This is a genomic window from Plantactinospora sp. GCM10030261, from assembly GCF_042666615.1.
Taxonomy (GTDB): domain Bacteria; phylum Actinomycetota; class Actinomycetes; order Mycobacteriales; family Micromonosporaceae; genus KBS50.
The window spans coordinates 216,582-238,828 of record NZ_JBHTDD010000004.1; the positions used below are offsets into that span (position 1 = coordinate 216,582).

18 protein-coding genes and 2 pseudogenes are annotated in these 22,247 nt (G+C 72.8%); 8 read left to right on the forward strand and 12 right to left on the reverse strand.

Annotation, left to right across the window (positions count from 1 at the left end):
- Nucleotides 1-43: 43 nt before the first annotated feature.
- The 3 genes from ACFQUZ_RS07500 to ACFQUZ_RS07510 all read right to left on the reverse strand — a co-directional run bounded on the left by ACFQUZ_RS07500 (nucleotide 44) and on the right by ACFQUZ_RS07510 (nucleotide 4,534).
- Nucleotides 44-1,294 (reverse strand): DUF222 domain-containing protein, encoded by a 1,251-nt coding sequence (locus tag ACFQUZ_RS07500; RefSeq protein ID WP_377439305.1) that lies wholly within the window; start codon nucleotides 1,292-1,294, stop codon nucleotides 44-46.
- A gap of 480 nt (nucleotides 1,295-1,774) precedes the next feature.
- Nucleotides 1,775-2,620, reverse strand: a complete 846-nt coding sequence (panB, locus tag ACFQUZ_RS07505) for a 3-methyl-2-oxobutanoate hydroxymethyltransferase (RefSeq protein WP_377439307.1) — start codon at nucleotides 2,618-2,620, stop codon at nucleotides 1,775-1,777.
- A 138-nt stretch (nucleotides 2,621-2,758) separates the two neighbouring features.
- Nucleotides 2,759-4,534: an NAD+ synthase gene (locus ACFQUZ_RS07510; protein ID WP_377439309.1), complete on the reverse strand. Its 1,776-nt coding sequence runs from the start codon at nucleotides 4,532-4,534 to the stop codon at nucleotides 2,759-2,761.
- A 153-nt stretch (nucleotides 4,535-4,687) separates the two neighbouring features.
- Here ACFQUZ_RS07510 and glnA point away from each other — a divergent pair, with 153 nt between their 5' ends.
- Nucleotides 4,688-6,037, forward strand: coding sequence for a type I glutamate--ammonia ligase (gene glnA, locus ACFQUZ_RS07515; RefSeq protein ID WP_377439440.1), 1,350 nt, complete (start codon nucleotides 4,688-4,690; stop codon nucleotides 6,035-6,037).
- On the opposite strand, the gene ACFQUZ_RS07520 is transcribed toward glnA, so the two are convergent.
- A complete protein-coding gene (locus ACFQUZ_RS07520; RefSeq protein ID WP_377439311.1) occupies nucleotides 6,034-6,639 on the reverse strand; it encodes a disulfide bond formation protein DsbA in 606 nt (201 codons plus the stop codon). The genes glnA and ACFQUZ_RS07520 overlap by 4 nt on opposite strands.
- A gap of 127 nt (nucleotides 6,640-6,766) precedes the next feature.
- Between ACFQUZ_RS07520 and ACFQUZ_RS07525 the strand changes: the two genes are divergently transcribed.
- Nucleotides 6,767-10,114 (forward strand): NACHT domain-containing protein, encoded by a 3,348-nt coding sequence (locus tag ACFQUZ_RS07525; RefSeq protein ID WP_377439314.1) that lies wholly within the window; start codon nucleotides 6,767-6,769, stop codon nucleotides 10,112-10,114.
- 9 nt (nucleotides 10,115-10,123) lie between these two features.
- Here ACFQUZ_RS07525 and ACFQUZ_RS07530 read toward each other — a convergent pair whose 3' ends face one another.
- Nucleotides 10,124-10,360, reverse strand: coding sequence for a GntR family transcriptional regulator (locus ACFQUZ_RS07530; protein WP_377439316.1), 237 nt, complete (start codon nucleotides 10,358-10,360; stop codon nucleotides 10,124-10,126).
- Nucleotides 10,361-10,573: 213 nt separating this feature from the next.
- Here ACFQUZ_RS07530 and ACFQUZ_RS07535 point away from each other — a divergent pair, with 213 nt between their 5' ends.
- On the forward strand, nucleotides 10,574-10,819 hold the full coding sequence (locus tag ACFQUZ_RS07535; protein WP_377439318.1) for a hypothetical protein: 246 nt from the start codon (nucleotides 10,574-10,576) through the stop codon (nucleotides 10,817-10,819).
- Nucleotide 10,820: 1 nt separating this feature from the next.
- On the opposite strand, the gene ACFQUZ_RS07540 is transcribed toward ACFQUZ_RS07535, so the two are convergent.
- The 4 genes from ACFQUZ_RS07540 to ACFQUZ_RS07555 all read right to left on the reverse strand — a co-directional run bounded on the left by ACFQUZ_RS07540 (nucleotide 10,821) and on the right by ACFQUZ_RS07555 (nucleotide 14,640).
- The gene (locus tag ACFQUZ_RS07540) at nucleotides 10,821-12,188 is read right to left on the reverse strand and encodes a glycosyltransferase (RefSeq protein WP_377439320.1); all 1,368 of its coding nucleotides are present in this window, start codon (nucleotides 12,186-12,188) and stop codon (nucleotides 10,821-10,823) included.
- 235 nt (nucleotides 12,189-12,423) lie between these two features.
- Nucleotides 12,424-12,927, reverse strand: coding sequence for a hypothetical protein (locus ACFQUZ_RS07545; protein ID WP_377439321.1), 504 nt, complete (start codon nucleotides 12,925-12,927; stop codon nucleotides 12,424-12,426).
- Between the two features lie 257 nt (nucleotides 12,928-13,184).
- Nucleotides 13,185-14,153, reverse strand: a complete 969-nt coding sequence (locus ACFQUZ_RS07550) for an LD-carboxypeptidase (protein WP_377439323.1) — start codon at nucleotides 14,151-14,153, stop codon at nucleotides 13,185-13,187.
- Nucleotides 14,154-14,160: 7 nt separating this feature from the next.
- Nucleotides 14,161-14,640, reverse strand: a complete 480-nt coding sequence (locus tag ACFQUZ_RS07555) for an SRPBCC family protein (RefSeq protein WP_377439325.1) — start codon at nucleotides 14,638-14,640, stop codon at nucleotides 14,161-14,163.
- 118 nt (nucleotides 14,641-14,758) lie between these two features.
- On the opposite strand from ACFQUZ_RS07555, the gene ACFQUZ_RS07560 reads away from it, so the two are divergent.
- Nucleotides 14,759-15,565, forward strand: coding sequence for a GNAT family N-acetyltransferase (locus tag ACFQUZ_RS07560; RefSeq protein ID WP_377439328.1), 807 nt, complete (start codon nucleotides 14,759-14,761; stop codon nucleotides 15,563-15,565).
- Here the strand turns inward: ACFQUZ_RS07560 and ACFQUZ_RS07565 are convergent.
- A complete protein-coding gene (locus ACFQUZ_RS07565) occupies nucleotides 15,558-15,971 on the reverse strand; it encodes a VOC family protein (protein ID WP_377439331.1) in 414 nt (137 codons plus the stop codon). The two genes, ACFQUZ_RS07560 and ACFQUZ_RS07565, sit on opposite strands and share 8 nt — an antisense overlap.
- A gap of 81 nt (nucleotides 15,972-16,052) precedes the next feature.
- Here ACFQUZ_RS07565 and ACFQUZ_RS07570 point away from each other — a divergent pair, with 81 nt between their 5' ends.
- The 4 genes and pseudogenes from ACFQUZ_RS07570 to ACFQUZ_RS07585 all read left to right on the forward strand — a co-directional run.
- Nucleotides 16,053-16,655, forward strand: coding sequence for a TetR/AcrR family transcriptional regulator (locus tag ACFQUZ_RS07570; protein WP_377439333.1), 603 nt, complete (start codon nucleotides 16,053-16,055; stop codon nucleotides 16,653-16,655).
- An 83-nt stretch (nucleotides 16,656-16,738) separates the two neighbouring features.
- Nucleotides 16,739-17,503: a type 1 glutamine amidotransferase gene (locus ACFQUZ_RS07575; protein ID WP_377439335.1), complete on the forward strand. Its 765-nt coding sequence runs from the start codon at nucleotides 16,739-16,741 to the stop codon at nucleotides 17,501-17,503.
- A 112-nt stretch (nucleotides 17,504-17,615) separates the two neighbouring features.
- Nucleotides 17,616-19,580, forward strand: a pseudogene (locus ACFQUZ_RS07580) (bifunctional [glutamine synthetase] adenylyltransferase/[glutamine synthetase]-adenylyl-L-tyrosine phosphorylase); the annotation flags it as partial.
- Nucleotides 19,581-19,688: 108 nt separating this feature from the next.
- A pseudogene (locus ACFQUZ_RS07585) lies at nucleotides 19,689-20,750 on the forward strand (bifunctional [glutamine synthetase] adenylyltransferase/[glutamine synthetase]-adenylyl-L-tyrosine phosphorylase); the annotation flags it as partial.
- Between the two features lie 15 nt (nucleotides 20,751-20,765).
- Here the strand turns inward: ACFQUZ_RS07585 and ACFQUZ_RS07590 are convergent.
- On the reverse strand, nucleotides 20,766-21,794 hold the full coding sequence (locus ACFQUZ_RS07590; RefSeq protein ID WP_377439337.1) for a hypothetical protein: 1,029 nt from the start codon (nucleotides 21,792-21,794) through the stop codon (nucleotides 20,766-20,768).
- Nucleotides 21,791-22,210, reverse strand: coding sequence for a PadR family transcriptional regulator (locus tag ACFQUZ_RS07595; protein WP_377439339.1), 420 nt, complete (start codon nucleotides 22,208-22,210; stop codon nucleotides 21,791-21,793). The genes ACFQUZ_RS07590 and ACFQUZ_RS07595 overlap by 4 nt, the downstream gene beginning before the upstream one ends.
- Nucleotides 22,211-22,247 lie beyond the last annotated feature (37 nt).

Sequence of the window (22,247 nt, forward strand, 5' to 3'; positions counted from 1 at the left end):
CCGGTACGTGCCGGATGGCGGGCGTGGCCGTCCGGCAGCGACCTCAGCATCGTCGGTGGTAGTTGTTTCGCAGCGGGCGTTGTTGTGGGTCCACCCAGGGCGGCGGGATGAATTCGGGGTGACCGCCGGGGACCGACCGGACTTCCCAGCCGTCGTGGTGGACGGCGCGGTGGTGGTGTCCGCAGAGCAGGACGCCGTTGTCGAGGGTGGTGGGGCCGCCGTCGGCCCAGTGGACGATGTGGTGGCCGGCGCACCATCGTGGTGGTCGGTCGCAGCCCGGGAAGGCACATCCGCCGTCGCGCAGGACGAGGGCGCGGCGGATCGGGCCGGTGAACAGGCGGCGTTGGCGGCCGAGGTCGAGGGGTTGGCCGTCGCCGCCGAGCACCGCTGGCAGGATCTGTGCCTGGCAGCCGAGGCGGCGTACCGCAGCCGGGCTGATGTCGATGCCGGTGTCCAGGGTGCCGGTGCCGAGTCGCTGGGCGAGTGGGTCGAAGGTGGTGGTGACGACCAGCTGTGTCGCCTCGCCGCCGCTGTCGGGTAGCTGGTCGCAGCTCAGCGCGAGTCGGCACAGGTCGGTGAGGGCGTCGTGGCGGCGTTGCCCGGGGTCGCGGGTGTCGGCGGTGCCGTGCGGCCTGGTCAGCGGGTCCAGGACCGTGCGCAGCATGGCAGCGGTTTCGCGGTCGAGCAGGCCGCGTAGTCGGAGGCGGCCGTCGCCAACAGGTGACAGCGCGAGATAGCGGTCGCGTTGGTGACGCTTGTCCTCGGCGTCGAGGGCCCGCCGTTGCACGTCCTCGGCTATCTGGGGTGCGACGTGCTCCAGGATCCGGGCGGCCAGTCTGCCGAGTTGGTGTTTGTCGAACTCGCCGGCCCAGCTCAGCATCATCCCGAGGGCCTTGTCAGCCGCGGCGGTGCCGGCTTCCCGGTCTACGGTGGCCACGGTCGAGGTGATCACCCGTGCCTGGTCGACCGACACGGCGCCGGAGGTGACGGCGTCGGCCAGGGCGACCGGTGCGGTGTCGAGACGTTCGGCGTCGTCGACGAGTTGCCGGGCCGTGAGGCCGGTGATCCGGAGCCGGTGGCGCAGCCATCCGGTGGTGGAGGTGGCGCCCTGCTCCCGCGGCAGGTCGATGCCGTGGGCCTGGCGCACCAGGAGCAGCATCAGGGCGGCCACCTTGCGTTGCACCACCGAGGCGGCGTCGATGGCGGCCGTCAGCTCGGCGCCGGTCAGTGACCAGACCCGTCGGTCGAGGCAGTCGTCGACCGCCTCGCCCACCGCTGCCAGCGCCTCCCGCATGACCGCAGATTCGCACACAGGTACGACATGATCACTGTGAGTCAAGGATGGCGTGGCGGCATCCGCGCCAAGGGGCATAACCGGCGCGGCAGGGCGTCACCAGTACGGCAGCCGCCGCTCGGAATCCTGGCTGGGTCCGAGGTTGAGTCTGCGTGTTGTGGGATTGTCGGGCTGGGCTTGATGCCCCCGCTTCACCACCTCGGCGGCGAAGCCCGAGCCCGCGGCGACCGTCGGTTCCACCGCGCGGGGAGCCTGCCGGTAGCGGTGGTCGCCAGCCAGCCCACAGGCGGTCAGTGCGGTAAGCGTGACGACGAGGCTGGCCAGACTGAGGCTCTTCCGCCCGTCGGGATCATGCCAGGAGGCGCGGGTCGCCGGGCCACGCGGTTGCCCGCGTGCCCCGGCAACCGATCAGCTCGGCCGCCCTTCCTCGACGGTGCCGCCCTTCCTCGACGGTGCCGCCCTTCCCTGACGGTGGAGTGATCAGAACGTGTGCTCGGCGGCCGGGAAGGACCCGCCCCGCACCTCCTCGGCGAACTGTTTCGTCGCGTCGGACAGCACACCGGCCAGGTCGGCGTACCGTTTCACGAAGCGTGGCGCCTTGCCGGCCCGCAGGCCGGCCATGTCCTGCCAGACGAGCACCTGGGCGTCGGTGTCCGGACCGGCACCGATGCCGATGGTGGGCATCGGCAGGTCGGCGGTGATCCGCTTGGCCACCTCGCCCGGCACCATCTCCAGCACCACCGAGAACGCTCCGGCCTCGGCCACCGCCCGGGCGTCCGCCAGCACGTCCTCGGCGGCGTCGCCCCGACCCTGCACCCGGTAGCCGCCGAGCGCGTGCTCACTCTGCGGGGTGAACCCGATGTGCGCCATCACCGGAATCCCGGCGCCGGTGATCGCGGCGATCTGCTCCGCGCAGCGCCGGCCACCCTCCAGCTTGACGGCGTGGCAGCCGCCCTCCTTCATGAACCGTACGGCCGTCCGTAGTGCCTGCGCCGGACCCTCCTCGTACGAGCCGAACGGCAGGTCGCCGACGACAAGCGTGTGCCGGGTCGCCCGGACCACCGCCCGGACCAGGGGCAGCAACTCGTCAACGGTCACCGGCAGCGTGGTCTCGTAACCGAACACGTTGTTGGCGGCCGAGTCCCCCACCAGCAGCACCGGAATGCCGGCCTGGTCGAAGATCGTCGCGGTGTACTGGTCGTACGCGGTGAGCATCGGCCACCGCTCGCCGCGCTCCTTCGCGGCGAGCAGGTCGCGGGTGCGGACCCGTCGGGTGGCAGGTCCGCCGTACAGGGCGGTCACCTCGGTCGGGGTGGATTCCACCATCGCTGTCTCCTCTCCTCGAGGCCGCGTGCGCGGTCCCCGGGTGCCGAGCCCGCGCCAACGGCGCGGGCTCTCTCCGCCGATCGTCGCACCGGATGGACGGGCCCGGGCAGAGCGCAGTGGAGGTTGTCACACCCTCGTTCACACGCCGTGTTCGCGCCACCTGTTGGTGATCGGCAGCCGCCGGTCCCGGCCGAACGCCTTGATGGAGATCTTCGTGCCGGGGGCGGACTGCCGGCGCTTGTACTCGGCGGTGTCCACCATCCGCAGGACCCGGTCGACCACCTCGGGGTCGTGTCCGGCGGCGATCAGGTCCTCCCGGCCGGAGTCGCCGTCGACGTAGCCGACCAGGATCTGGTCGAGCACCGTGTAGTCGGGGAGGGTGTCGGTGTCGAGTTGCCCCGGGCTCAGCTCCGCGCTCGGCGGCTTGCTTATCGAGTTCTCCGGGATGGGCGGCGTCTCGCCGCGCCGGGCGGCGTCCTCGTTGCGCCACCGGGCGAGCTTCCACACCAACGACTTCCAGACGTCCTTGATGGGGTTGAAGCCGCCGACCGAGTCGCCGTACAGGGTCGAGTAGCCGACGGCCAGTTCGGTCTTGTTGCCGGTGGTGAGGACCAGATGCCCCTCCTGGTTCGACAGCGCCATCAAGATCACGCCACGGACCCGGGCCTGGAGGTTCTCCACCGCCACGCCGGACAGCGACATGTTGGCCAGGAAGGTGTCCACCATCGGCTGGATCGGTTCGGTACGGAAGTCCAGTCCGGTGCGCTTGGCCAGGTCGGCGGCGTCGGATTTGGAGTGTTCCGAGGAGTGCTGGCTGGGCATCGCCACCGCCACCACCCGATCCGGGCCGAGCGCGTCCACGGCCAGCGCGGCCACCAGCGCGGAGTCGATCCCGCCGGACAGGCCGAGGATCACCGAAGGGAACCGGTTCTTGTCGACGTAGTCCCGCAACCCCAGCGTGAGCGCCCGCCACACCTCGGCCTCCTGGTCGACCGGCTCGACGGTCCCGCCGACGGCGGCCGGGCCGGCCGGCCCCGGAGCCGTCTCGGTGATCGGGACCCGGACCACCCGCATGCCGTCGGGCGCGGTCTCCTCGCCCGGATCGGCCGCCGGCCGGTCCGGGTCCGCCGCCGGCAGTTCCACATCGTGTACGAGCAGGTGCTCGACGAACTGGGGCCCCCGGGTCAGCAGCGTGCCGTCCGCCGACACGATCATGGAGTCGCCCTCGAACACCAGCTCGTCCTGGCCACCGACCATGTTGACGTACGCGATGGCGGCGTTCGCCTCGGCGGCCCGGCGGCGGACCAGCGGCAGCCGGACGTCGTCCTTGTTCAGCTCGTACGGCGAGGCGTTGATGCTGACGACCAGGCCGACGCCCGCCCGGCGGGCGACCGCGAACGGCCCACCGGCCTGCCACAGGTCCTCGCAGATGGTCAGGGCCACGTCCACCCCACCGAGCCGCACCACGGTCAGCGTGTCCCCGGGGGCGAAGTAGCGGTCCTCGTCGAAGACGCCGTAGTTGGGCAGGTGGTGCTTGAAGTAGGTGGCGGCGACCCGGCCGCCGTGCAGGACGGCCAGGGCGTTACGCGGACCCCGGTCCGGCTGGGCCTCGGCGCTGAACGACGGTGGTCCGTCCGAGTCCAGGTAGCCGACCACAACCGGCAGCTCACCCAGGCCGTCGGCGGCCAGGTCCCCGGCGAGCGCGCGCAGCGCGTGCCGGGACGCCTTCACGAAGGAGGCTCGGAACACGAGGTCCTCCACCGGATATCCGGTGAGCGCGAGTTCCGGGAAGGCGACCAGGTGGGCGCCGGCGTCCGCGGCTGCCCGGGCGGAGCGTCGGACGACGGCGGCGTTGCCGGCGAGGTCGCCGACCGTGGGGTTGACCTGGGCGAGAGCGAGACGCAGCGTGGGCATGCCCCCATCTTGCCGCAGCGTCCGCGACGTCGCCCGTGGTCACCCACCAGCCGTCCGGTGGCGCCGCCAGTGGCGTAACGTCTGGGAAATCGGAAGGGTGCAGACTTGCCGCCAGGTCCGGTCGGCGGCATCGGCGCGTACGAGGGGTGGATGGTGGACCGTCAGCAGGAGTTCGTGCTCCGCACGCTGGAGGAGCGGGACATCCGGTTCGTCCGGTTGTGGTTCACCGACGTCCTCGGCACGCTGAAGAGCGTCTCCGTGGCGCCCGCCGAGCTGGAGGCGGCGTTCGACGAGGGGATCGGCTTCGACGGCTCGGCCATCGAGGGGTTCGCCCGGGTCTTCGAGTCGGACATGATCGCCATGCCGGACCCGACCACCTTCCAGGTCTTCCCGTTCGAGGGCGGTGCCAGCGGCGAGAGCGCCCGGATGTTCTGCGACATCCTGATGCCGGACCGCACGCCGTCCTGGGCCGACCCGCGACACGTGCTGCGTCGGGCGCTGTCCCGGGCCGCCGAGAAGGGTTTCACCTTCTACACCCACCCGGAGATCGAGTTCTTCCTGCTGGAGGAGGGCCCGAACGACGGCTCGGTGCCGGTGCCCGTGGACGACGGGGGCTACTTCGAGCACACGACGCACGCGGTGGCCCGCGACTTCCGGCGGCAGGCGGTGCTCGCGCTGGAGCGGATCGGCATCTCGGTGGAGTTCAGCCACCACGAGGTGGCGCCCGGCCAGCAGGAGATCGACCTGCGGTACGCCGACGCCCTCGCCACCGCCGACAACATCATGACCTTCCGGCACGTGGTCAAGGAGGTCGCGCTCTCCCACGGGGTACGGGCCAGCTTCATGCCCAAGCCGTTCACCGACCAGCCGGGCAACGGGATGCACACCCACCTGTCGCTGTTCGAGGGCGAACGCAACGCGTTCCACGACGCCGGTGACCCGATGAAGCTGTCCAAGGTCGCCCGCGCCTTCATCGCCGGACTGCTGCGGCACGCCCGGGAGTACACGGCGGTCACCAACCAGTGGGTCAACTCGTACAAGCGGCTGTTCCCGCTCACCCTGCCGGACCGGATCACCGAGTCGCCGGCGTACGTGTGCTGGGGGCACCTGAACCGATCGGCCCTGGTCCGGGTGCCGGCGTACGGCAAGCCGACGTCCGCGCGGGTCGAGGTGCGTTCGGTCGACTCGGCGACCAACCCGTACCTCGCCTTCGCGGTGCTGCTCGGCGCCGGCCTCAAGGGCATCGAGGAGGGGTACGAGCTGCCACCCGGCGCCGAGGACGACGTGTGGTCGCTGTCCAACGCCGAACGGCGGGCCATGGGGTACGAGGCGCTGCCGGAGAACCTCGCCGAGGCGATCGACGTGATGGCCGGTTCCGAACTCGTCGCCGAGGTCCTCGGCGAACACGTCTTCGACTACTTCCTGCGCAACAAGCGCACCGAGTGGGAGGAGTACCGGCGCGAGGTCACGCCGTACGAGCGGAAGCGCTACCTGTCTCTCTAACCGAGGTGCGGGTCGGCCGGTGGCCGGCCCTTCAACTCGTGGAACCCCGGTGTGCCGGCGACCAGCAACGCGCCGTCCCACAGCCGACCGGCCATTTCGCCGCGCGGTACCCGCGAGATGACCGGCCCGAAGAACGCCACCCGCTCGTCCCCGGGGCCGTCGGCCGCGATGATCGGGGTGCCGACGTGCCGGCCCACCAGCCGGATGCCATCGGCGTGCGAGGTGCGCACCGCCTCGTCGTACTCGATCGTTTCGGCGGCCTCGGCCAGCTCCGCATCCAGGCCGGCGTCGGCCAGCGCCACGTCGAACCCAGCCCACTCGCCGCGCTGATGAACCCGGGTGCCGTACGCGGAGTAGAACCGGCCCAGCGCCGCCGTGCCGTACCGGTGCCGCACCGCCGCGCACACCCGCACCGGCCCCCACAGCCAGCCTTCCGGGTCGCCCTCGGATTCGTCGTCGCGGTCCTCGTTGAGCACGGACAGGCTCATCACGTGCCAGCGGATCTCGAACGGCCGCACCGCCTGCGCCTCGATCAGCCAACGCGAGGTGACCCAGGTGTACGGGCAACTCGGGTCGAACCAGAAATCGGCGAACCTGTCCACTGTGGCACTCCCCGGCCGGCGCGACACTGCGCCCGTCACCGTAGCGCCGAAACCCGCTCGCGTCGCGCTGGATCCGACGGCGCGTCGCGACGGGCGGGGCTTGCGGGTGGGCGGCATGCTGAGCGACGTGTCAGACGCCCTCAGTTACGCCGACGCGGTGCGCCTCCTCGGTGGACAGAAAAACCGGTTCGTCGAGACGTTCGACAGGCTGACCGGGGGAGTGCTGCTGGCCGGGTCGGTGCCGGTCCCGGCGCTGCTCGGCCTCTTCGACGCCAAAGCCGAGTTCGTCCGGCTCGGCCACGATCTCGTCCGCGCGGTCTCCGAGCGTCGGTCCGGCCTGTCCCGGTACGACCGGACGCGCCGGCTGGAGGCGGCGCACGCCGTGATCGCGGTGACCGCGTACTTCGAGGCGCTCGCCGAGGTGGAGCTGCCGGCCGATCCGGGACCCGAGAAGATCGAGCAGTTGACGCTGGCGGGCGCCCGACCGGCGGATCCCCGGTCGGTGGTCGAGGCGTTCTTCGCCCTCCCGGCCCCGGTGCCCGGCCCGCACCTGCCGTACCCGGAGCTGCGCGCCCGGTTGTTCCCCTACTATTCGACGCTCTCGGCGCGGTTCAGCGTGTTCCTCGCCGGTCTGGCGGGGTGGCAGCTGATGCCCGTGGACCAGCTACGCGCCATCGAGGACTTCATCAGCGACGAGGTACCGGGCCGGGCCGTGGACCGGCACCGGGAGCTGCTGACCCGGTTGGCCACCGACTTTCCCGAGGTGGCGTTCTGGATCGGGCTGGACGAGCACGCGGCCACCCGCGCCGAGCTGCGGGAGCTGACCACCGGGCTGGCCGAACTGCGCCGTACCCTCGACGAGATCTCCACGGGCGCGGCGCCGGACGACCGGCGGGCGGCGCTGCACCGGGCGTACGCGGCGGAGCTGGACCGGCCGATCGTGCCGTCCGGGGACGTGCCCGCCGAGCTGCGGCTGCCGACGCTCGGCGCGGCGTACGTGCCGCCGCTGTGCCGGGTCGCCGAGCTGGCCCCCGGGTCCCGGGCCGGCGACGAGTCGTGGTGGGCGCAACGGCCGGTGCGGGTGGACCTGCCGGACTTCCTGACCGGCTACCTCACCTCGCCCGGGGCGGTGCGCGCCCCGCTGCTGGTGCTCGGTCAGCCCGGCTCCGGCAAATCCGTACTGACCAGGATCCTCGCGGCGCGACTGCCGCCGGCCGACTTCATGGTCGTGCGGGTGGTGTTGCGCGACGTGTCGGCGGCGGCCGACATCCAGGAACAGATCGAGCAGGCGATCAGGATCCAGACCGGGGAACGGGTGGAGTGGCCGGCGTTGGCCCGCTCGGCCGGCGACGCGCTGCCGGTGGTGCTGCTGGACGGCTTCGACGAACTGCTCCAGGCCACCGGGGTCAGTCAGAGCGACTACCTGGTCAGGGTGGCGCGGTTCGCCGAACGGGAGGCCACCCAGGGACGGCCGGTGGCGGTCCTGGTCACCACCCGGACCAGCGTCGCCGACCGGGCCCAGTCGCCACCCGGAACGGTGGCGCTGCGCCTGGAGCCGTTCGACGACGACCGGGTGGCCCGGTGGCTGACTGTCTGGAATTCGCTGAACGCGGCCCAGTTTTCGGTTCTCGGGGTCCGGCCGTTGGATCCGGCGACCGTGCTGGCGCACCGGGAGTTGGCCGAGCAGCCGCTGTTGCTGCTGATGCTCGCCCTGTACGACGCCGGCGGGGGCGACCTGGCCCCGGCCGGTGACCTGCGACGCGGCGAGCTGTACGAACGGCTGCTGCGCAGCTTCGCCCGCCGAGAGGTGGTCAAACACCGGCCCGGCCTGTCCGTCGCGGAGCAGAACCGTGCGGTGGAGGACGAACTGCGCCGGCTGTCGGTGGTGGCGTTCGCGATGTTCAACCGAGGCACGCAGTGGGTGACCGAGGCGGAACTGGAGGCCGATCTGGCCACGCTTCCGTTCGGGTCCGTGCCGGCGGCCGCCCGCACGGACCAGCGGGCACCCCTGCGGGCCGCCGAGATCGTGCTGGGCCGGTTCTTCTTCGTGCACCGGTCGCAGGCGTCCCGCGACGGCGACCGGCCCACCGCGTACGAGTTCCTGCACGCCACCTTCGGGGAGTTCCTGGTGGCCCGGCTGACCTGGCTGGTGGTCGACGACCTGGTGGCCCGGGAGTCGGCGGCCAGCCTGTCGTTGGGCGGCGTCCCGGTCGACGACGACCTGCCGCACGCCCTGCTGTCGTACGCGATGCTCAGCGGCCGGGCCCCGGTGCTGGCGTTCCTGGTCGAGCGATCATCCACCCTGGATGTTCCGATCCGGGATGCGTGGACGGAGCTGCTGGTCCGGCTGTTCCGGGCCGCGCCGTACGCGGCCGGCAGCCGACGGTTCGACGGCTACCGGCCGCTGGAGGTGCCGGTGCCGGCCCGGTACGCCGCCTACACCGCGAACCTGTTGCTGCTGATCCTGTGCGTGGCCGGCGAGGTCACCGGCCGAAGGCTGTATCCCGGCCGGGACGACGTGGTCCGGGCGTGGAGCGCACAGGCGCTGTCGTGGCGGGCGCAGCTCCCGATGCCCCAGTGGGTGAGCGTGGTGCAGTTGGTGGTGCTGCGCCGGCTGCGGGACGAGGCCGGTCGGGACGTGTCGCTGTCGCTGTCGCTCGGGGACGATGTGACAGTCCCACCGATCGACATCGGCTGGAGCTACTGGACGGAGGCTGACGACGGACCGGACGGCGGTGCTGGCCCGATCTTCTACAGCAACGAGCAGGACGCCTTGTTGCTGCGCCGCAAGGCGCACTTCGAATGCGCGATCGACGGAGACGTCGTGCAGCACGCGCTCGACCCGCTGACCGACCACCTGTCGGAAACAGTTAACGTCTTCGCGGAGGCGTTCTCCGGCCTGCGGTCGCCTGCCAACGACCTCCTGACGCTGCTGCTCGGACCGTGGGGCGACCCGATCGAGGGACGGATCGATCGATACGAGCGGTGTCTGCGGACGGCGTCCTCGCTGCTTTCCGGCGAGGCCGAACGCCTCGTGGCTCTGGTGCTCGACCTGCTGGCCATGGACCGGGACGTGCCGGCGAGGGCGGCGATGGCCATGGTGCGTCTCGCGACCGATCACTTTCTGGTGGTGCCGGACTACAACAGTCTTGTGACGCCGGTCCTGCGCTGCTGCCTGTCGTTCGCCGGGCGCGACCGCCTGGTGGACAGGCAGATCTCGGCGCTTCTCGCGCGGCTCATCGACGCGGACCGGTCCGAAGACCGGCTCTGGATCGACGAGTTGGCGCTCGAACTACGGGTCCGGCTGCACGAACTGGGCATCCCGACGCTGCGGATCGATCCGGCGGACGCGACGTGGCTGACCTCGCGGATCGGCGACCGCCGGCCGGACCTCGTCGCCCGGCTCCAGCCGCTGATCACCGGCGAGGACGCACGCATCCAGCGGCGGGACCGGACCCGGGACGAGTCGTACTGATCGCCCGCCCTACGAATCCTGTTCCGAGGTGTCGGCCACGAAGACGCCGATGCCCATGCGTCCGACGAGTTCGCCAAGCTCGATCATGGAGTCCAGGGCTCGTCGGACCGTCATGTGGCTGGTGTCGTACTCGTCGGCCAGGAGTCGCACCGAGGGCAGTTTGCTCCCTGGCGGATAGATGCCAGCCCGGATCTTCGCGCGCAGATCATCCCTGATCTGGCGCCAGAGCGGCTGTGCGTACGGCATGCGCTCAGGTAAGCACTCGGATCGAGGATCATGTAAAGCATCCCCTTCCTGTCTTTACAGGCTTTATAGGTCTGCTAGGCTTTCGTCATGTCCGAGCTGCTCCGGTGCCGTACCACAGGGGTGAGGCTGCGGTGCCGGGGCCGGGGTGGGCCGTCCACGCGAGGGGTCGCGGACGGCCCACCCCATCCATCGAACGCAGGGGAGGCGGCGACGATGCGGCGGTACGTGGTGCACCTGCCGTTCACGGCCGTGGACCTGCCGGGCGCGGTGCGGTTCGCGCGGGTGCTGGCCCGCTGGGCGGCCCGGTCATTGCCGGTGGAACCGGGCGGGGCGACGGTGTCCGAGGAGGACGCCCAAGGCGTACGACACTGGGTGTTCTGTGACGCTCGGATGCCCGGCGACCGGCGGTGCGTGCTGCGGCACGGCCACGACGGTGAGTGCGCCAGGCGTCTGCGGTGAGTCAGCCGGCGGGCCGGCCGGACAGCAGCTTCTCGATCAGGTCGGCAGCGCGTGGCGTGCCGCCCGCCGCGGCGATGGCGGCCCCCAACTCGGCGGCCCGCTCTCGGTACGCCGGGCCGGCCAACACCTCGCTTACCGCCCGACGCACCGCAGCCGGCGCGGGGCGGCCGGTGCGTAGGTTGACGCCAACACCGGAGTACGCGACCCGGCGGGCCACCTCCGGCTTGTCCAGGGAATCACCCGCCACCACGAGCGGGACCCCGGCCTGCGTGGCGGCCAGCACGCCACCCCAACCACCGTTGGTGACCATCACGTCCACCAGCGGCAGCAGCCGGTCGTGCGGCAGGAACCGCGCCACCCGGACGTTCGCCGGCAGCGGGCCGAGGGCGGCCGGATCGGCGCCACCGGTGGTGCAGACCACCAGCTCCGGACCGTCGCCCAGGCCGGCGATGGCCGGGCGGACCAGGTCGGTCGGATCCACGTCCAGGGTGCCCTGGGTGATGTGAACGACGGCCCGGCCGGCGTCTCGGGCCGCGGTCACCTCCGGCCACCAGCCCGGCAGGCCCAGATCCGGGTGCGGCGCCTGCTGCTGCTCGGCGTGGTGATTCGCGGGAGCCGGGGCTGCCGGGTCGGCGGGCGGAGGCGGCATCGTCGGTGGCGCCAGCCGGCCGACGAGGTGAATGTGCGGCGGCAGGTCCGTGCGGGGATATTCCAGGCCGGGTACGCCTTGGGCCAAGACCAGATGCGGCGAGTACAGGCCATCCGGTCCGTCGCGGTCCGGGCGGCCGAGGCCCACCGTGGCACGCATCCGGTTGATCTGCGGGTTGACGACCAGTGCGTACCCGGCGCGGACCAACCCCCGCAGGGCGGCGTTCCGGAGCCGGCCCAACGGTCCGGTGTTCCGCCGGACCGTGATGCCGGGCGGCGGCAGGTCCCGGCTGAGGGTGTTCAACGGGATGACGGCCACCGTGGCCCACGGGATGCCGAGTTTCTCCCCGGCCACCGCCCCACCGAAGGCGAGCTGGTCGGTGACCAGCAGGTCGAACGGCTGTTGCCGGGCCGCCGCGAGGATGTCCTGGGCCTGGCCGGGCGCGGTGCCGAACAGCACGTACCGTGAGTTGGCGATGGCCCCTCGGCCACCCTTGCCGTCACCGATCCGGGGGAAGGTGGCCGCCAGGTCGGCGTCGTCGAAGTCCGGCGCCGCGCGCCATGGCAGCCACTGCGCGCCAGCGGCGGCGAACCGCCGCTGGTACTTCGTCCCGGTGTACGCGACCACGCGGTGTCCCCGTCGGGCGAGTTCCCCGGCGACCGCGGACAGCGGACCGACGTGGCCGACGAACGGCAGCGAAGCGACCAGGATGCGCGCCATCGAATCTCCCCCTGATCCGCGCCGGCCATCATGGTGACCCGTCGACCGGCCACAAAGGACGATATCGCGCCACCCGTGCCCCGGGATTCACCGGACAGCCTCAAGGTCACCCAGGATCCCTGATCGAGGGGTGTCCGGGCGTGCCTGACACCCCTGGAACAGGGATCCTGGGTGACCTTGCCGCTGCCAGCGCCGCCGTTGCGGCGTCACGGCGGCGCCGGCTGCTTGGCGCCGGTTACTTGTCGCCGCGCGGACCGCCGTGGCCCCAGTCGCCGTGGCCCCAGTCGCCGCGACCGCCGGGGCCGTGCCCGCCGGCCGGGAACACGCCCGCCTCGACGGCGGCGGTGATGGCGTCCGCCTGCTCCTGGGTCAACTTGCCATCCTTGACCCCCTGGGCCAGCCGTTCGGCGAGGGCCGCCCGCCGGTCGGCCTGGTCGGGCTTGGCGCGCTCCGGCCGGTCCGCCGGCTTGAGCTGCTCGCGGACCTTTTCCAGGGCCGCCTGGACCTTGTCGGTCGGGACGCCCAGTTCCTTGGCGAGCGCCTCCGTAAACGCCGTCTGGCGCGCGGCCCGGTCACCCTTGCCAGCCTCGGCGGAGGCGTCGGGGGAGGCGGAGGTCGACGGGGTGGCACTGGGCGTGCCGTCCTCGGCGAAGGCGAGGCTCGGGGCCGCGATGCCGGCGCCGAGTACCCCGGCGGCGGCCAGCCCGACCAGCATGTTCTTGCGGGAGAGGGTTGGCATGTGGTTCCTCCTGAACTCGTCGTGCCGGTGTCTCTGCTGACCGATCGACGGTGCGGAGTCAGCCTTGGACGAGCCCATGCCGACCCTGTGACCCCCCTGGGAATCCGTCCCGCCCCCGGGTCCCGCCCCCTCCCTTTGCGTTGATCTTGCAGTGGGGGTCACCTTTTTGCCCGATCTGTACCCTAATGCGGGGGCCGAAAGTGCAAGATCAACGCAGGGGGAGAGGGAGAGGGAGAGGGAGAGGGTGGGGTGGGGTGTTAGCGGACGGCGGGGGAGGTGGTGAGGGTTCCGGTTATCGCGTCCAGGGTGGCGGGGACGCCTACCGGGACGCTGAGCTGACCCTGCCCGTGGCCGATCGGCAGGCCGCCGAGCACGGGTACGCCCAGATCGCCCAGCCGGTCGGCCAGCACGTCCGCCACGCTCACCGGCCAGTTGTCGGCGCACCTGGTGAACTGGCCGACCGCCACGCCCGCGAGACCGGTGAGCGCGCCGGCGCGGCGCAGGTGGGTCAGCATCCGGTCGACCTTGTACGGCGGCTCCTCGATCTCCTCGATCAGCAGGATCGCCCCGGTGAGGTCGGGCATGTCCGGGGTTCCGAGCGACGATGTGATCAGGCACAGGTTGCCGCCGATCAGTGGTCCGGTCGCCACCCCCGGCACCAGCACCCGGGCCGTCTCCTCGGCCGCCGAGCGGACCACCGAGACCGGTTCCGTGGTCATCAGCGCGGCGTGCAGCGACTCGGCGGAGACCAGCGGCGTCCGCTCGTCCAACCAGGCGGCACCGGGCCCGTGCACCGAGGCCAGCCGGGCGCCGCGCCACAGGGCGAACTGGAGGGCGGTGATGTCGGAGAAGCCGGCCACCACCTTCGGGTCGCGGCGCACCGCCGCCATGTCGATCGCGTCGACCACCCGCTGCGAGCCGTAGCCGCCACGGGTGCAGAGCACCCCGCGGATCTCCGGATCGGCGAACGCCGCGTTCAGGTCGGCCGCGCGTACGGCGTCGTCGCCGGCCAGGAAGCCGTGCCTGGCGTACGCGTTGGGTGCGGGCACCGGCCGCAGCCCCCAGCCGGTGAGCAGCTCGATCCCGCGGGCCACCCGCTCGGGACGGGTCGGCCCAGCCGGCGACACCAGCATCACCGCGTCGCCGGGGCGCAGTGCCGGTGGGCGGACGACCTGGTCTGGCGAGGGTGCGGGCGGGACGGGCACAGCGGCAGAGCCTATCGCCATGCCGGGCTCAGCCGAGCAGGTCTCCGGGATCCCGGTCGGTCACGACGGTGAGCACCACGTCGTGTTCGAGCAGTGCCTTCAGGGCACACAGCACCATTGTGAAGCCACCGGTGGAGTCGGCCACGTAGCCGACGACCTCGTCGCCGGAGCCGGTGATGCCGGTCTCGGTCATCCGGACGTACGTGCTGTCGTCCGGTCCCGGGACGAAGCGCATCTCCACCGTCGTGCGGTCGTCGTCACCCCAATCGAAGACCAGTCGGCTGTCCTGCTCGAACTCCGTGACCAGGACCCGGGTGCCGACGCCGAACATGGCCCAGGTCCAGCGCACGTCCGCACCAGGGGTCAACGGACCGGTGCTGTCGGTGAACCAGAACCTGGTGGTGACGGCGGGGTCGGCGAAGGCTCGGAACACCTCGGCGGGCGGCCGTCGGATCAGCATCCCGGCCGTCACGGTCGGGACCTGGGTGAGCTGCAGAGAGTTCGGCATGCACCGAAAATATGCAGCCGAACGGTTGCATGTCAATGCCGGAGCCCGTGTGGTGGCTAGCTATTGCAAGTAGTATGCAAAAAGCATTGGGTTGCAGGAGAGCGCTAGGGGGACCGTCATGCCCGGGGTGAACACCGTCACGGCCGACATCGCCGGACAGGGGACCGACGCCACCGAGGCCAGGGCCGGCGCCGTCCCATCCATCCCGGACCTGGTGACCGCCTGGGGGCAGGGTTGGGTGGTTTCGCGAGGTGCGCCGGCCCCGGTGGTGGTGCCCGGCGGTTTCCGGGTGGACGTCGGGCTGCCCGGCCACCGGTCGCGGCACGTGTTGCACAGCTACGACGCGGGTTCGCTGTCCCGGCTCGCCCGGACACTCGTCCAGCCGGGGAGCTGGATAAAGATCAGCGGGGACCGGGCCACCCTCCGGGCGGCGTTTCCCGCCGCCTGGCGGATGGACATCCCCGGCTGGCTGATGGCCAGACCGCTGGTGGCCGAGGCTTCGATGCGGGCCGCGACGACCGAGGTGGCCGGGACGTCGATGCCGGCCGGGATGACCGAGGTGGCCGGGGCGACGATGCGAGCCGGGGTGATCGACCCGCCCTACCGGTTGCGGGTGGACCTCGACGGTCGGGTGATCGTCGCCATGGTGCTCGACCGCGACGGCGCCTTGGCCGCCTCGGGGCGGCTCGCCCCGGCCGGTGCGTACGGCATCGTCGACCAGGTCGAGACCGCGGTCGCGCACCGGCGGCGTGGGCTGGGCAGCGTGGTGATGCGGGCGCTCGCCGAACGCGCGGCGGAGGACGGCGTGCGCACCGGCGTCCTGGTGGCCACCGACGACGGGCGGGCGCTTTACGAGCGGCTCGGCTGGACCGTCCGGTCGGAGGTGTCCGGGGCGTACCTGCCGGAGCCGGACCGGGTCAGCTGACGTACTGCTCGGCGTAGTCGCCCGCCGGTGGGATGTTGGTGATCACGTCGATCAGCACACCGTCCGGGGCGGCCACGATGAAGTGCCGCTGACCGAAGTCCTCGCTGCGCAGCCCGAGTTCGGGTCGCAGGCCGCCGCGCACGACGAGCCGGTCCCACTCCGCGTCCACGTCCTCGACCTCGACGTTCAGCAGCAGGCCGCGCACCGGTCGGCGGTAGGCGGCGGGCAGCGTGGGGTGGGTGTGGTCCAGCAGCGCCAACTCGTACGCCGGCGGGCCGGGCCGGCGCAGGCTCACGTACCAGTCCGCCTCGAAGGTCGGCTCGAACCCGAACCAGCGGACGTAGAAGTCGCGCGACTCGGTCGGCCGGGTGGCGCAGATGACGGGATAGAAGCTGGACAGTTTCATGGCGGTCGCCCCTTTCGCATACCATCGGTATGCGAGTGAGGCTAGTTCACATACCGACGGTATGTCAATCGGGGAGGCGCGATGGGGGTAAGGGTCGAGCAGCGGGAACAGACCCGGCGGACGCTGCTGCGGGAAGGTCGACGGTTGTTCGCCTCGCGCGGGTACACCGACGTCGGCCTCGCCGAGATCGTCACGGTCGCCGGGGTCACCAAGGGGGCGCTCTACCACCACTTCGACGGCAAGTCCGCCCTGTTCCGGGCGGTCCTCGCGCAGGTGCAACAGGAGGTGGGCGAGCGGGTGGCCGCCACCGCCGACGCCGAGGCGGACCCGTGGGACCAGTTCGTGGCCGGCTGCCAGGCGTTCCTCACCGCCAGCACCGATCCGGACGTACAACGGATCATGTTGATCGACGGCCCGGCGGTGCTCGGCTGGACCGAATGGCGGGCACTCGACGAGGCCGCGTCCGGCCGGCACCTCGCCGAGGCCCTCGGCACCCTGATCGACCGGGGCGTCGTCGAGCGGCAGCCCGTCGCGCCGCTGACCCGACTGCTGTCCGGGGCGATGAACGAGGCGGCGCTGTGGCTGGCCGAGTCCACCGACCCGGCGGACCTGACGGCAACCCGGGCCGCCCTCGACCGGATGCTGGAGGCGCTGCGGGTCGATAAGCCGGCGACACGTCGATAGGTCGCCCACCCGTGGGCCGACGGTACGCGGGGCCGGCTGACCGGATAGCGCCACCGACCCGTCGACCGGATAGCCTCGACGGCGTGGCGACCGCGCTGGTGATCGAGAACGATCCGACCGACGACCCCCGCCGGCTGGGGGAGTGGCTCACCGAGGGCGGGCTCGACCTCGCCGTGCTCCGCCCGTACGCCGGTGACGACCTACCCGCGGACCTCGACGGCTACGCGGCGCTTGTGGTGCTCGGCGGAGACCAACGGGCCTACCCGGCTCCCGACGGCAGCCCCGGGGCGCCGTGGTTCCCGGCCCTCGAAGGTCTGCTGCGCAAGGCGGTCCGGCACCGCGTGCCGACGCTGGCCGTCTGCCTCGGCGCGCAGTTGCTGGCCACCGCGCACGCCGGACAGGTGGAGCGCAGCCCCAGCGGCCCGGAGGTCGGTCCCGGCGTTGTCGGCAAGCGCGACGCGGCCGACAGCGATCCGCTGTTCCGCTGGGTGCCGCTCATCCCCGACGTGTTGCAGTGGCACTCCGACGAGATCACCGAACTGCCGCACGGCGCCACCCTGCTCGCCGCCGGCACCCGCCACCCGAATCAGGCGTTCCGGCTCGGCGACCGGGCCTGGGGATTGCAGTTCCACATCGAGTGCGACGAGGCGATGATCCGGGACTGGGCCACCGACTCGACAGTGCTGGCCAAGTTGGACTACGACCCGGATCTGGTGGTCGCCGCCTGCGCCGCGGTGCTGGCCGACGTGGAGGAGGTCTGGCAGCCGTTCGCCATCCGGTTCGCCTCGGTCGCCCGGGGGGAACTGGACGTGTCACCCCGCCGCGACCTGCCCCTGCTCGGCCGATGAGCGGGCGCAGCAGGTTCAGCGCGGAGCGCAAACTGGGGCGCGGTGGGTGGGGAACCACGGGACGGGGGGCCGTGCCGTCTCAGGCGGGGCCCGAGCGCGGCGAGGCGTCGGCATGACCCGCCCGGCCAGCGCCAGCCGGCTCGCCCGGTACGGCTTCGGCCGCACCGACGCCGGTTCCGCCGCCCGCGCCGCCGACCTGCTCGGGCCGGACGGTCTTGGACTGTGGCAGCCGGCCGGTCAGGCGCCGACCGACGACAGTGCCGCCGAACTGCTCGCCGCGCTGTCCCGGGCGGCCGACCCGGACCTGGCGCTACGCCAGCTACACCGGATCGTCGAGGCCGAACAGCGGATCGTCGAGGCCGAACAGCGGGCCGGCCGGCCGGCGGCCGGCGCCCGCCTCGGTGCCGGCTCCGACCTGCTCGCCGACCTGCGCGCCGACGCCCGGCTGCGGCGCCGGCTGTTCGCGGTCCTCGGTGCCTCGTCCGCCCTCGGTGACCACCTGGTCGCCCACCCCGAACACGTCACGGCGCTGGCCGACGGCCCGGACGGAACTCCGGTCCCGTTGAACGGGGACCTGCTCGGACCCCTGCCCACCGGCCAGCCGGCCGTACCGGCGCTCCGCCTGGCGTACCGGCGGGCGTTGCTGCGCATCGCCGCCACCGACCTGACCGGCGGCGCCTCGCTGGAACAGACGATGGCGGCGCTGTCCGGGCTCGCCGACGCCACCCTGACCGCCGCGTACGACATCGCGGTGGCCGAACTGCCCGCCGGGACGCCGGTGCCGCGGCTGGCCGTGGTGGCGATGGGCAAGTGCGGCGGCGGGGAGCTGAACTACGTCTCCGATGTGGACGTCATCTTCGTCGCCGCGGAGGACGACGACCTGGCCGCCGGCACCACCGTCGCCACCCGACTCATCCACCTGTGTGGCCTGGTGGCCTGGCCGGTGGACGCCGCGCTGCGGCCCGAGGGCGGCCGGGGGCCGCTGGTCCGGACGCTCGCCAGCCACCTCGCCTACTACCAGCGCTGGGCGCGGACCTGGGAGTTCCAGGCGCTGCTGAAGGCGCGGCCGGCCGCCGGGGACCGCGACCTGGGTCAGGAGTGGATCGACCGGCTCGCGCCGCTGGTCTGGCAGGCGGCCGAACGGCCCGAAGCGGTGCAGGACGTGCGCGCCATGCGGCGGCGGATCATCGACAACATCCCGGCCAAGGAGCTGGAACGCGAGATCAAGCGCGGACCCGGCGGCCTGCGGGACATCGAATTCGCCGTGCAGTTGCTGCAACTGGTGCACGGTCGGGTGGACGAGACGCTGCGCGGCGGCGGCACCATCCCGGCACTACGCGCGCTCGTCGACGGCGGGTACGTGGGCCGGTCCGACGGCGAGGCGCTGCTGGCCGGCTACCGGTTCCTGCGCGGCGTCGAGCACCGGCTGCAACTTCAGGGCCTACGGCGTACGCACACGGTGCCGGCCGATCCGGCGGCGCTGCGCTGGCTCGCGCACGCCCTCGGCTACACGGCCTCGCCCCAGCGGGACGCCGTCGAGGCGTTCCGGGCCGACTGGGTCGGGCACGCCGCCGAGGTACGCCGGCTGCACGCCAAGCTGCTGTACCGCCCGCTGCTGGAGGCGGTGGCCCGGGTGCCCGCCGACGACCTGCGGCTGACCCCGGAGGCGGCCCGCCGCCGGCTCGAAGTGCTCGGCTTCGCCGACCCGGCCGGCGCGCTGCGCCACCTGGAGGCGCTCACCGGCGGCGTGACCCGGACGGCGGCGATCCAGCGGACCCTGCTTCCGGTGCTGCTCCAGGAGTTCGCCGACGCTCCGGAGCCGGACCGGGGACTGCTCAACTACCGCCAGGTCTCCGACAAGCTGGGCAGCACGCCGTGGTACCTGCGGGTGCTGCGCGACGAAGGGCCGGTGGCCCGGCGGCTGGCCCGCACCCTCGCTCTCTCCCGGTACGCCGCCGACCTGCTGGCCCGGGAGCCGGAGGCGCTGCGCCTGCTCGCCGACGACGCGGAGCTGGTCCCGCGTCCGCCCGACGTGCTAAGCGCCGGGTTCGCGGCCGCCGCGGACCGGCACCTCGGTGCCGGTGCCGGTGCCGGGACGGACGGTGCCGGTGCCGGGACGGACGGTGCCGGTGCCGGTGCCGGGACGGACGGTGCCGGTCCGGATAAGGGCACGGCGGACGGTGACCGGGCCGTCCAGGCGATCCGGGCGGTACGGGCGCTGCGCCGCCGAGAACTGCTCCGCATCGCCTGCGCCGACGTGCTGCACCGCGCGGGTTCGCTGGCTCCGACCGAACCGCTGGACGTGCCGGCCGTCGGGGCGGCGCTCTCCGATGTCGCCGACGCGACGCTGGCCGCCGCGCTCCGGGTGGCCCGGGCGGTCCGACCCGGTCCGGCGGGGCTGCGGTTCGCGGTCATCGGCATGGGCCGGCTCGGCGGGTACGAGCTGAACTATCTCTCCGACGCGGACGTGCTGTTCGTCTACGCGGCGCCGGACGGGGTGGCTGACGACGCGGCGAGCGCCGCCGCCGGGGCGATCGCCGAGGAACTGCGCCGCCTGCTCGGCGTCCCGGCACCGGACCCGCCGCTGGTGGTCGACGCCGACCTGCGCCCCGAGGGACGGCAGGGTCCGCTGGTGCGCAGTCTCGCCGCGTACGCTGCCTACTACGCCCGTTGGGCGAAGGTGTGGGAGGCGCAGGCGTTGCTGCGTGCGCGGTACGTGTGCGGCGACACGGACCTGGCCGCCGAGTTCCTCGCCGTCGCCGACCGGGTCCGCTATCCGGCGGCCGGGCTGACCCGGGAACAGGTCGTCGAGATCCGCCGGATCAAGGCCCGGGTGGAGGCCGAACGGCTACCCCGGGGCGCCGACCCGGCCACCAACACGAAACTCGGCCGGGGTGGCCTCGCCGACGTCGAATGGGCGGTGCAGCTGCTCCAACTCAGGCACGCCGGCTCGGTCCCGCAGCTGCGCGGCACCCGTACCCTCGACGCGCTGGCGGCGGCCCGCGAGGCCGGCCTGCTGGACTCCGCCGACGCCCACGCGCTGGCCGCCGGCTGGACCCTCGCCGCCCAGGTGCGGGACGCGCTGATGCTGATCCGGGGCCGGTCCGGCGACCAGTTGCCCCGGCACGGCGTCGAGCTGGCCGGCGTGGTCCGGCTGCTCGGCGCCGACGATCCGGGCGAGTTCCTGGACCACTACCTGCGCATCACGCGGCGCTCCCGGGCCGCCATGGAACGCGTCCTGGGATAAGGACAGCGACGCGCGTCAGCGGCCACACGCCGGGCAGCGGGTGTCCGCCGGTGGGACGGTCGGTGGCTGGGCGGGACGCAGCCGGCGCCGGACGACGACGGCCAGTGCCAGCAGGGCGGGCCCGAGCAGCCCCACCGCCAGGGCGGTACCGGCCAGGGCGGACCAGTCGGGGTTGGGCGCGCCACGCAGACCGCCGACCCCGGCGGCCAGTGGATGCGCGGCCAGCAGGCCGATCGGGGTGAGGAGCGCCAGCACCGCCCAGCCACCGCGTCGGTCCCGGCGCACCATCAGGTGGGTGGCGAGCAGGGTCGCCGTGACGAGCAACAGGACGGCGACCGCGGGCAGCAGCGACGGGGCACCCATCCAGTTGTCGAAGTAGATGTTTGTCCAGTAACCCAGGTAGTAGCCGGGCTCGCCGACCGGATACATCGTGCGGGCCACGAGCGCGACGAGCGCGCCGAGCAGCAGCGGGCCGAACCGGGCCGGGCCCGGCGGCCGGTCCGGCAGGGCGAGCGCCAGCAGCCCCAGGGCGACCTGTGGCAGGAGCACGTACAGCGGCGGCCGGGGCACGCCGGTCAGCGTGGCGAGCGGGACGAGCGCGACGGTCAGCGCTACCGCCGTGGTGACGGCCAGCCGGGTGGCGCGGCCGGGCACGATCGCCGCGACGAGGGCGGCCAGCAGCCAGCCCGCCCAGGCGATCACGCCGAGGGTGGCGAACGGGCCGAAGGTCGGGACGCGCCACTCGACCGGCAGGTAATGCGGTTCGGCGGCGGCCAGCCACAGCGCGGCGAGGGCCACCGCGCAGCCGAAGGCCAGCATCGCCGCGAGGCGTACCCCCGGAACGAGGTCGGCGGCTCCGGCGGCCCGCAGCCGCTGGCGGAGGCCGCCGCGCAGCAGGTCCGCGGCCTCCGCGGGCGACGGCCAGGCGCGGCCCGGCGCGGCCAGGTCGAGGTAGGTCCCGACGATCTCGGCGCCGCGGGCCCGGCGGTAGTCCGCCGGGTACGCGCGCAGCAGCCGGTGGTAGCGGCGCTCCAGGTCGTTCATGCCAACCCCCCGGCGGTACGCGGGCCGGCCGGCCGGGTGGTGCCGGGCCGGCCTGTGCCGGTCTTGCCGGTGCTGCCGGTCTTGCCGGTGGTGGCCGTCTTGCGGGCGGCGAGCCGGGCGCTGGCGGCCTCGACGTTGCGGCGCATCCGTTCGGTCTCGCCGGCGAGCGTGGCGTCGCCGGCGGGGGAGAGGCGGTAGTAGCGGCGCAGCCGCCCGTCGACGACCTCCTCCCGGTCGATCTCGACAAGGCCGTCGTCGCCGAGCCGGTCCAGCGCGCCGTAGAGGGTGCCGGGGCGCAGCGCCAGCCGGCCGTCGGAGAGGGTGGCGACCTCGCCGATGATCGCGTAGCCGTGCATGGGTTCGCGGGCGAGGGCGGTGAGGATCAGGAAGGTGGGTTCGCGCAGCGGTGTGCTCACCGCGCCAATATATCGGACGCGAAGATATAACGGATGG

Coding starts and splice junctions, on each gene's coding strand:
- ACFQUZ_RS07565 (WP_377439331.1), bottom strand. CDS start 15,971: ATGAAACTGTCCAGCTTCTATCCCGTCATCTGCGCCACCCGGCCGACC.
- ACFQUZ_RS07570 (WP_377439333.1), top strand. CDS start 16,053: ATGGGGGTAAGGGTCGAGCAGCGGGAACAGACCCGGCGGACGCTGCTG.
- ACFQUZ_RS07530 (WP_377439316.1), bottom strand. CDS start 10,360: ATGCCGTACGCACAGCCGCTCTGGCGCCAGATCAGGGATGATCTGCGC.
- ACFQUZ_RS07555 (WP_377439325.1), bottom strand. CDS start 14,640: ATGCCGAACTCTCTGCAGCTCACCCAGGTCCCGACCGTGACGGCCGGG.
- ACFQUZ_RS07560 (WP_377439328.1), top strand. CDS start 14,759: ATGCCCGGGGTGAACACCGTCACGGCCGACATCGCCGGACAGGGGACC.
- ACFQUZ_RS07590 (WP_377439337.1), bottom strand. CDS start 21,794: ATGAACGACCTGGAGCGCCGCTACCACCGGCTGCTGCGCGCGTACCCG.
- ACFQUZ_RS07545 (WP_377439321.1), bottom strand. CDS start 12,927: ATGCCAACCCTCTCCCGCAAGAACATGCTGGTCGGGCTGGCCGCCGCC.
- ACFQUZ_RS07550 (WP_377439323.1), bottom strand. CDS start 14,153: ATGGCGATAGGCTCTGCCGCTGTGCCCGTCCCGCCCGCACCCTCGCCA.
- ACFQUZ_RS07540 (WP_377439320.1), bottom strand. CDS start 12,188: ATGGCGCGCATCCTGGTCGCTTCGCTGCCGTTCGTCGGCCACGTCGGT.
- ACFQUZ_RS07535 (WP_377439318.1), top strand. CDS start 10,574: ATGCGGCGGTACGTGGTGCACCTGCCGTTCACGGCCGTGGACCTGCCG.
- panB (WP_377439307.1), bottom strand. CDS start 2,620: ATGGTGGAATCCACCCCGACCGAGGTGACCGCCCTGTACGGCGGACCT.
- ACFQUZ_RS07510 (WP_377439309.1), bottom strand. CDS start 4,534: ATGCCCACGCTGCGTCTCGCTCTCGCCCAGGTCAACCCCACGGTCGGC.
- ACFQUZ_RS07500 (WP_377439305.1), bottom strand. CDS start 1,294: ATGCGGGAGGCGCTGGCAGCGGTGGGCGAGGCGGTCGACGACTGCCTC.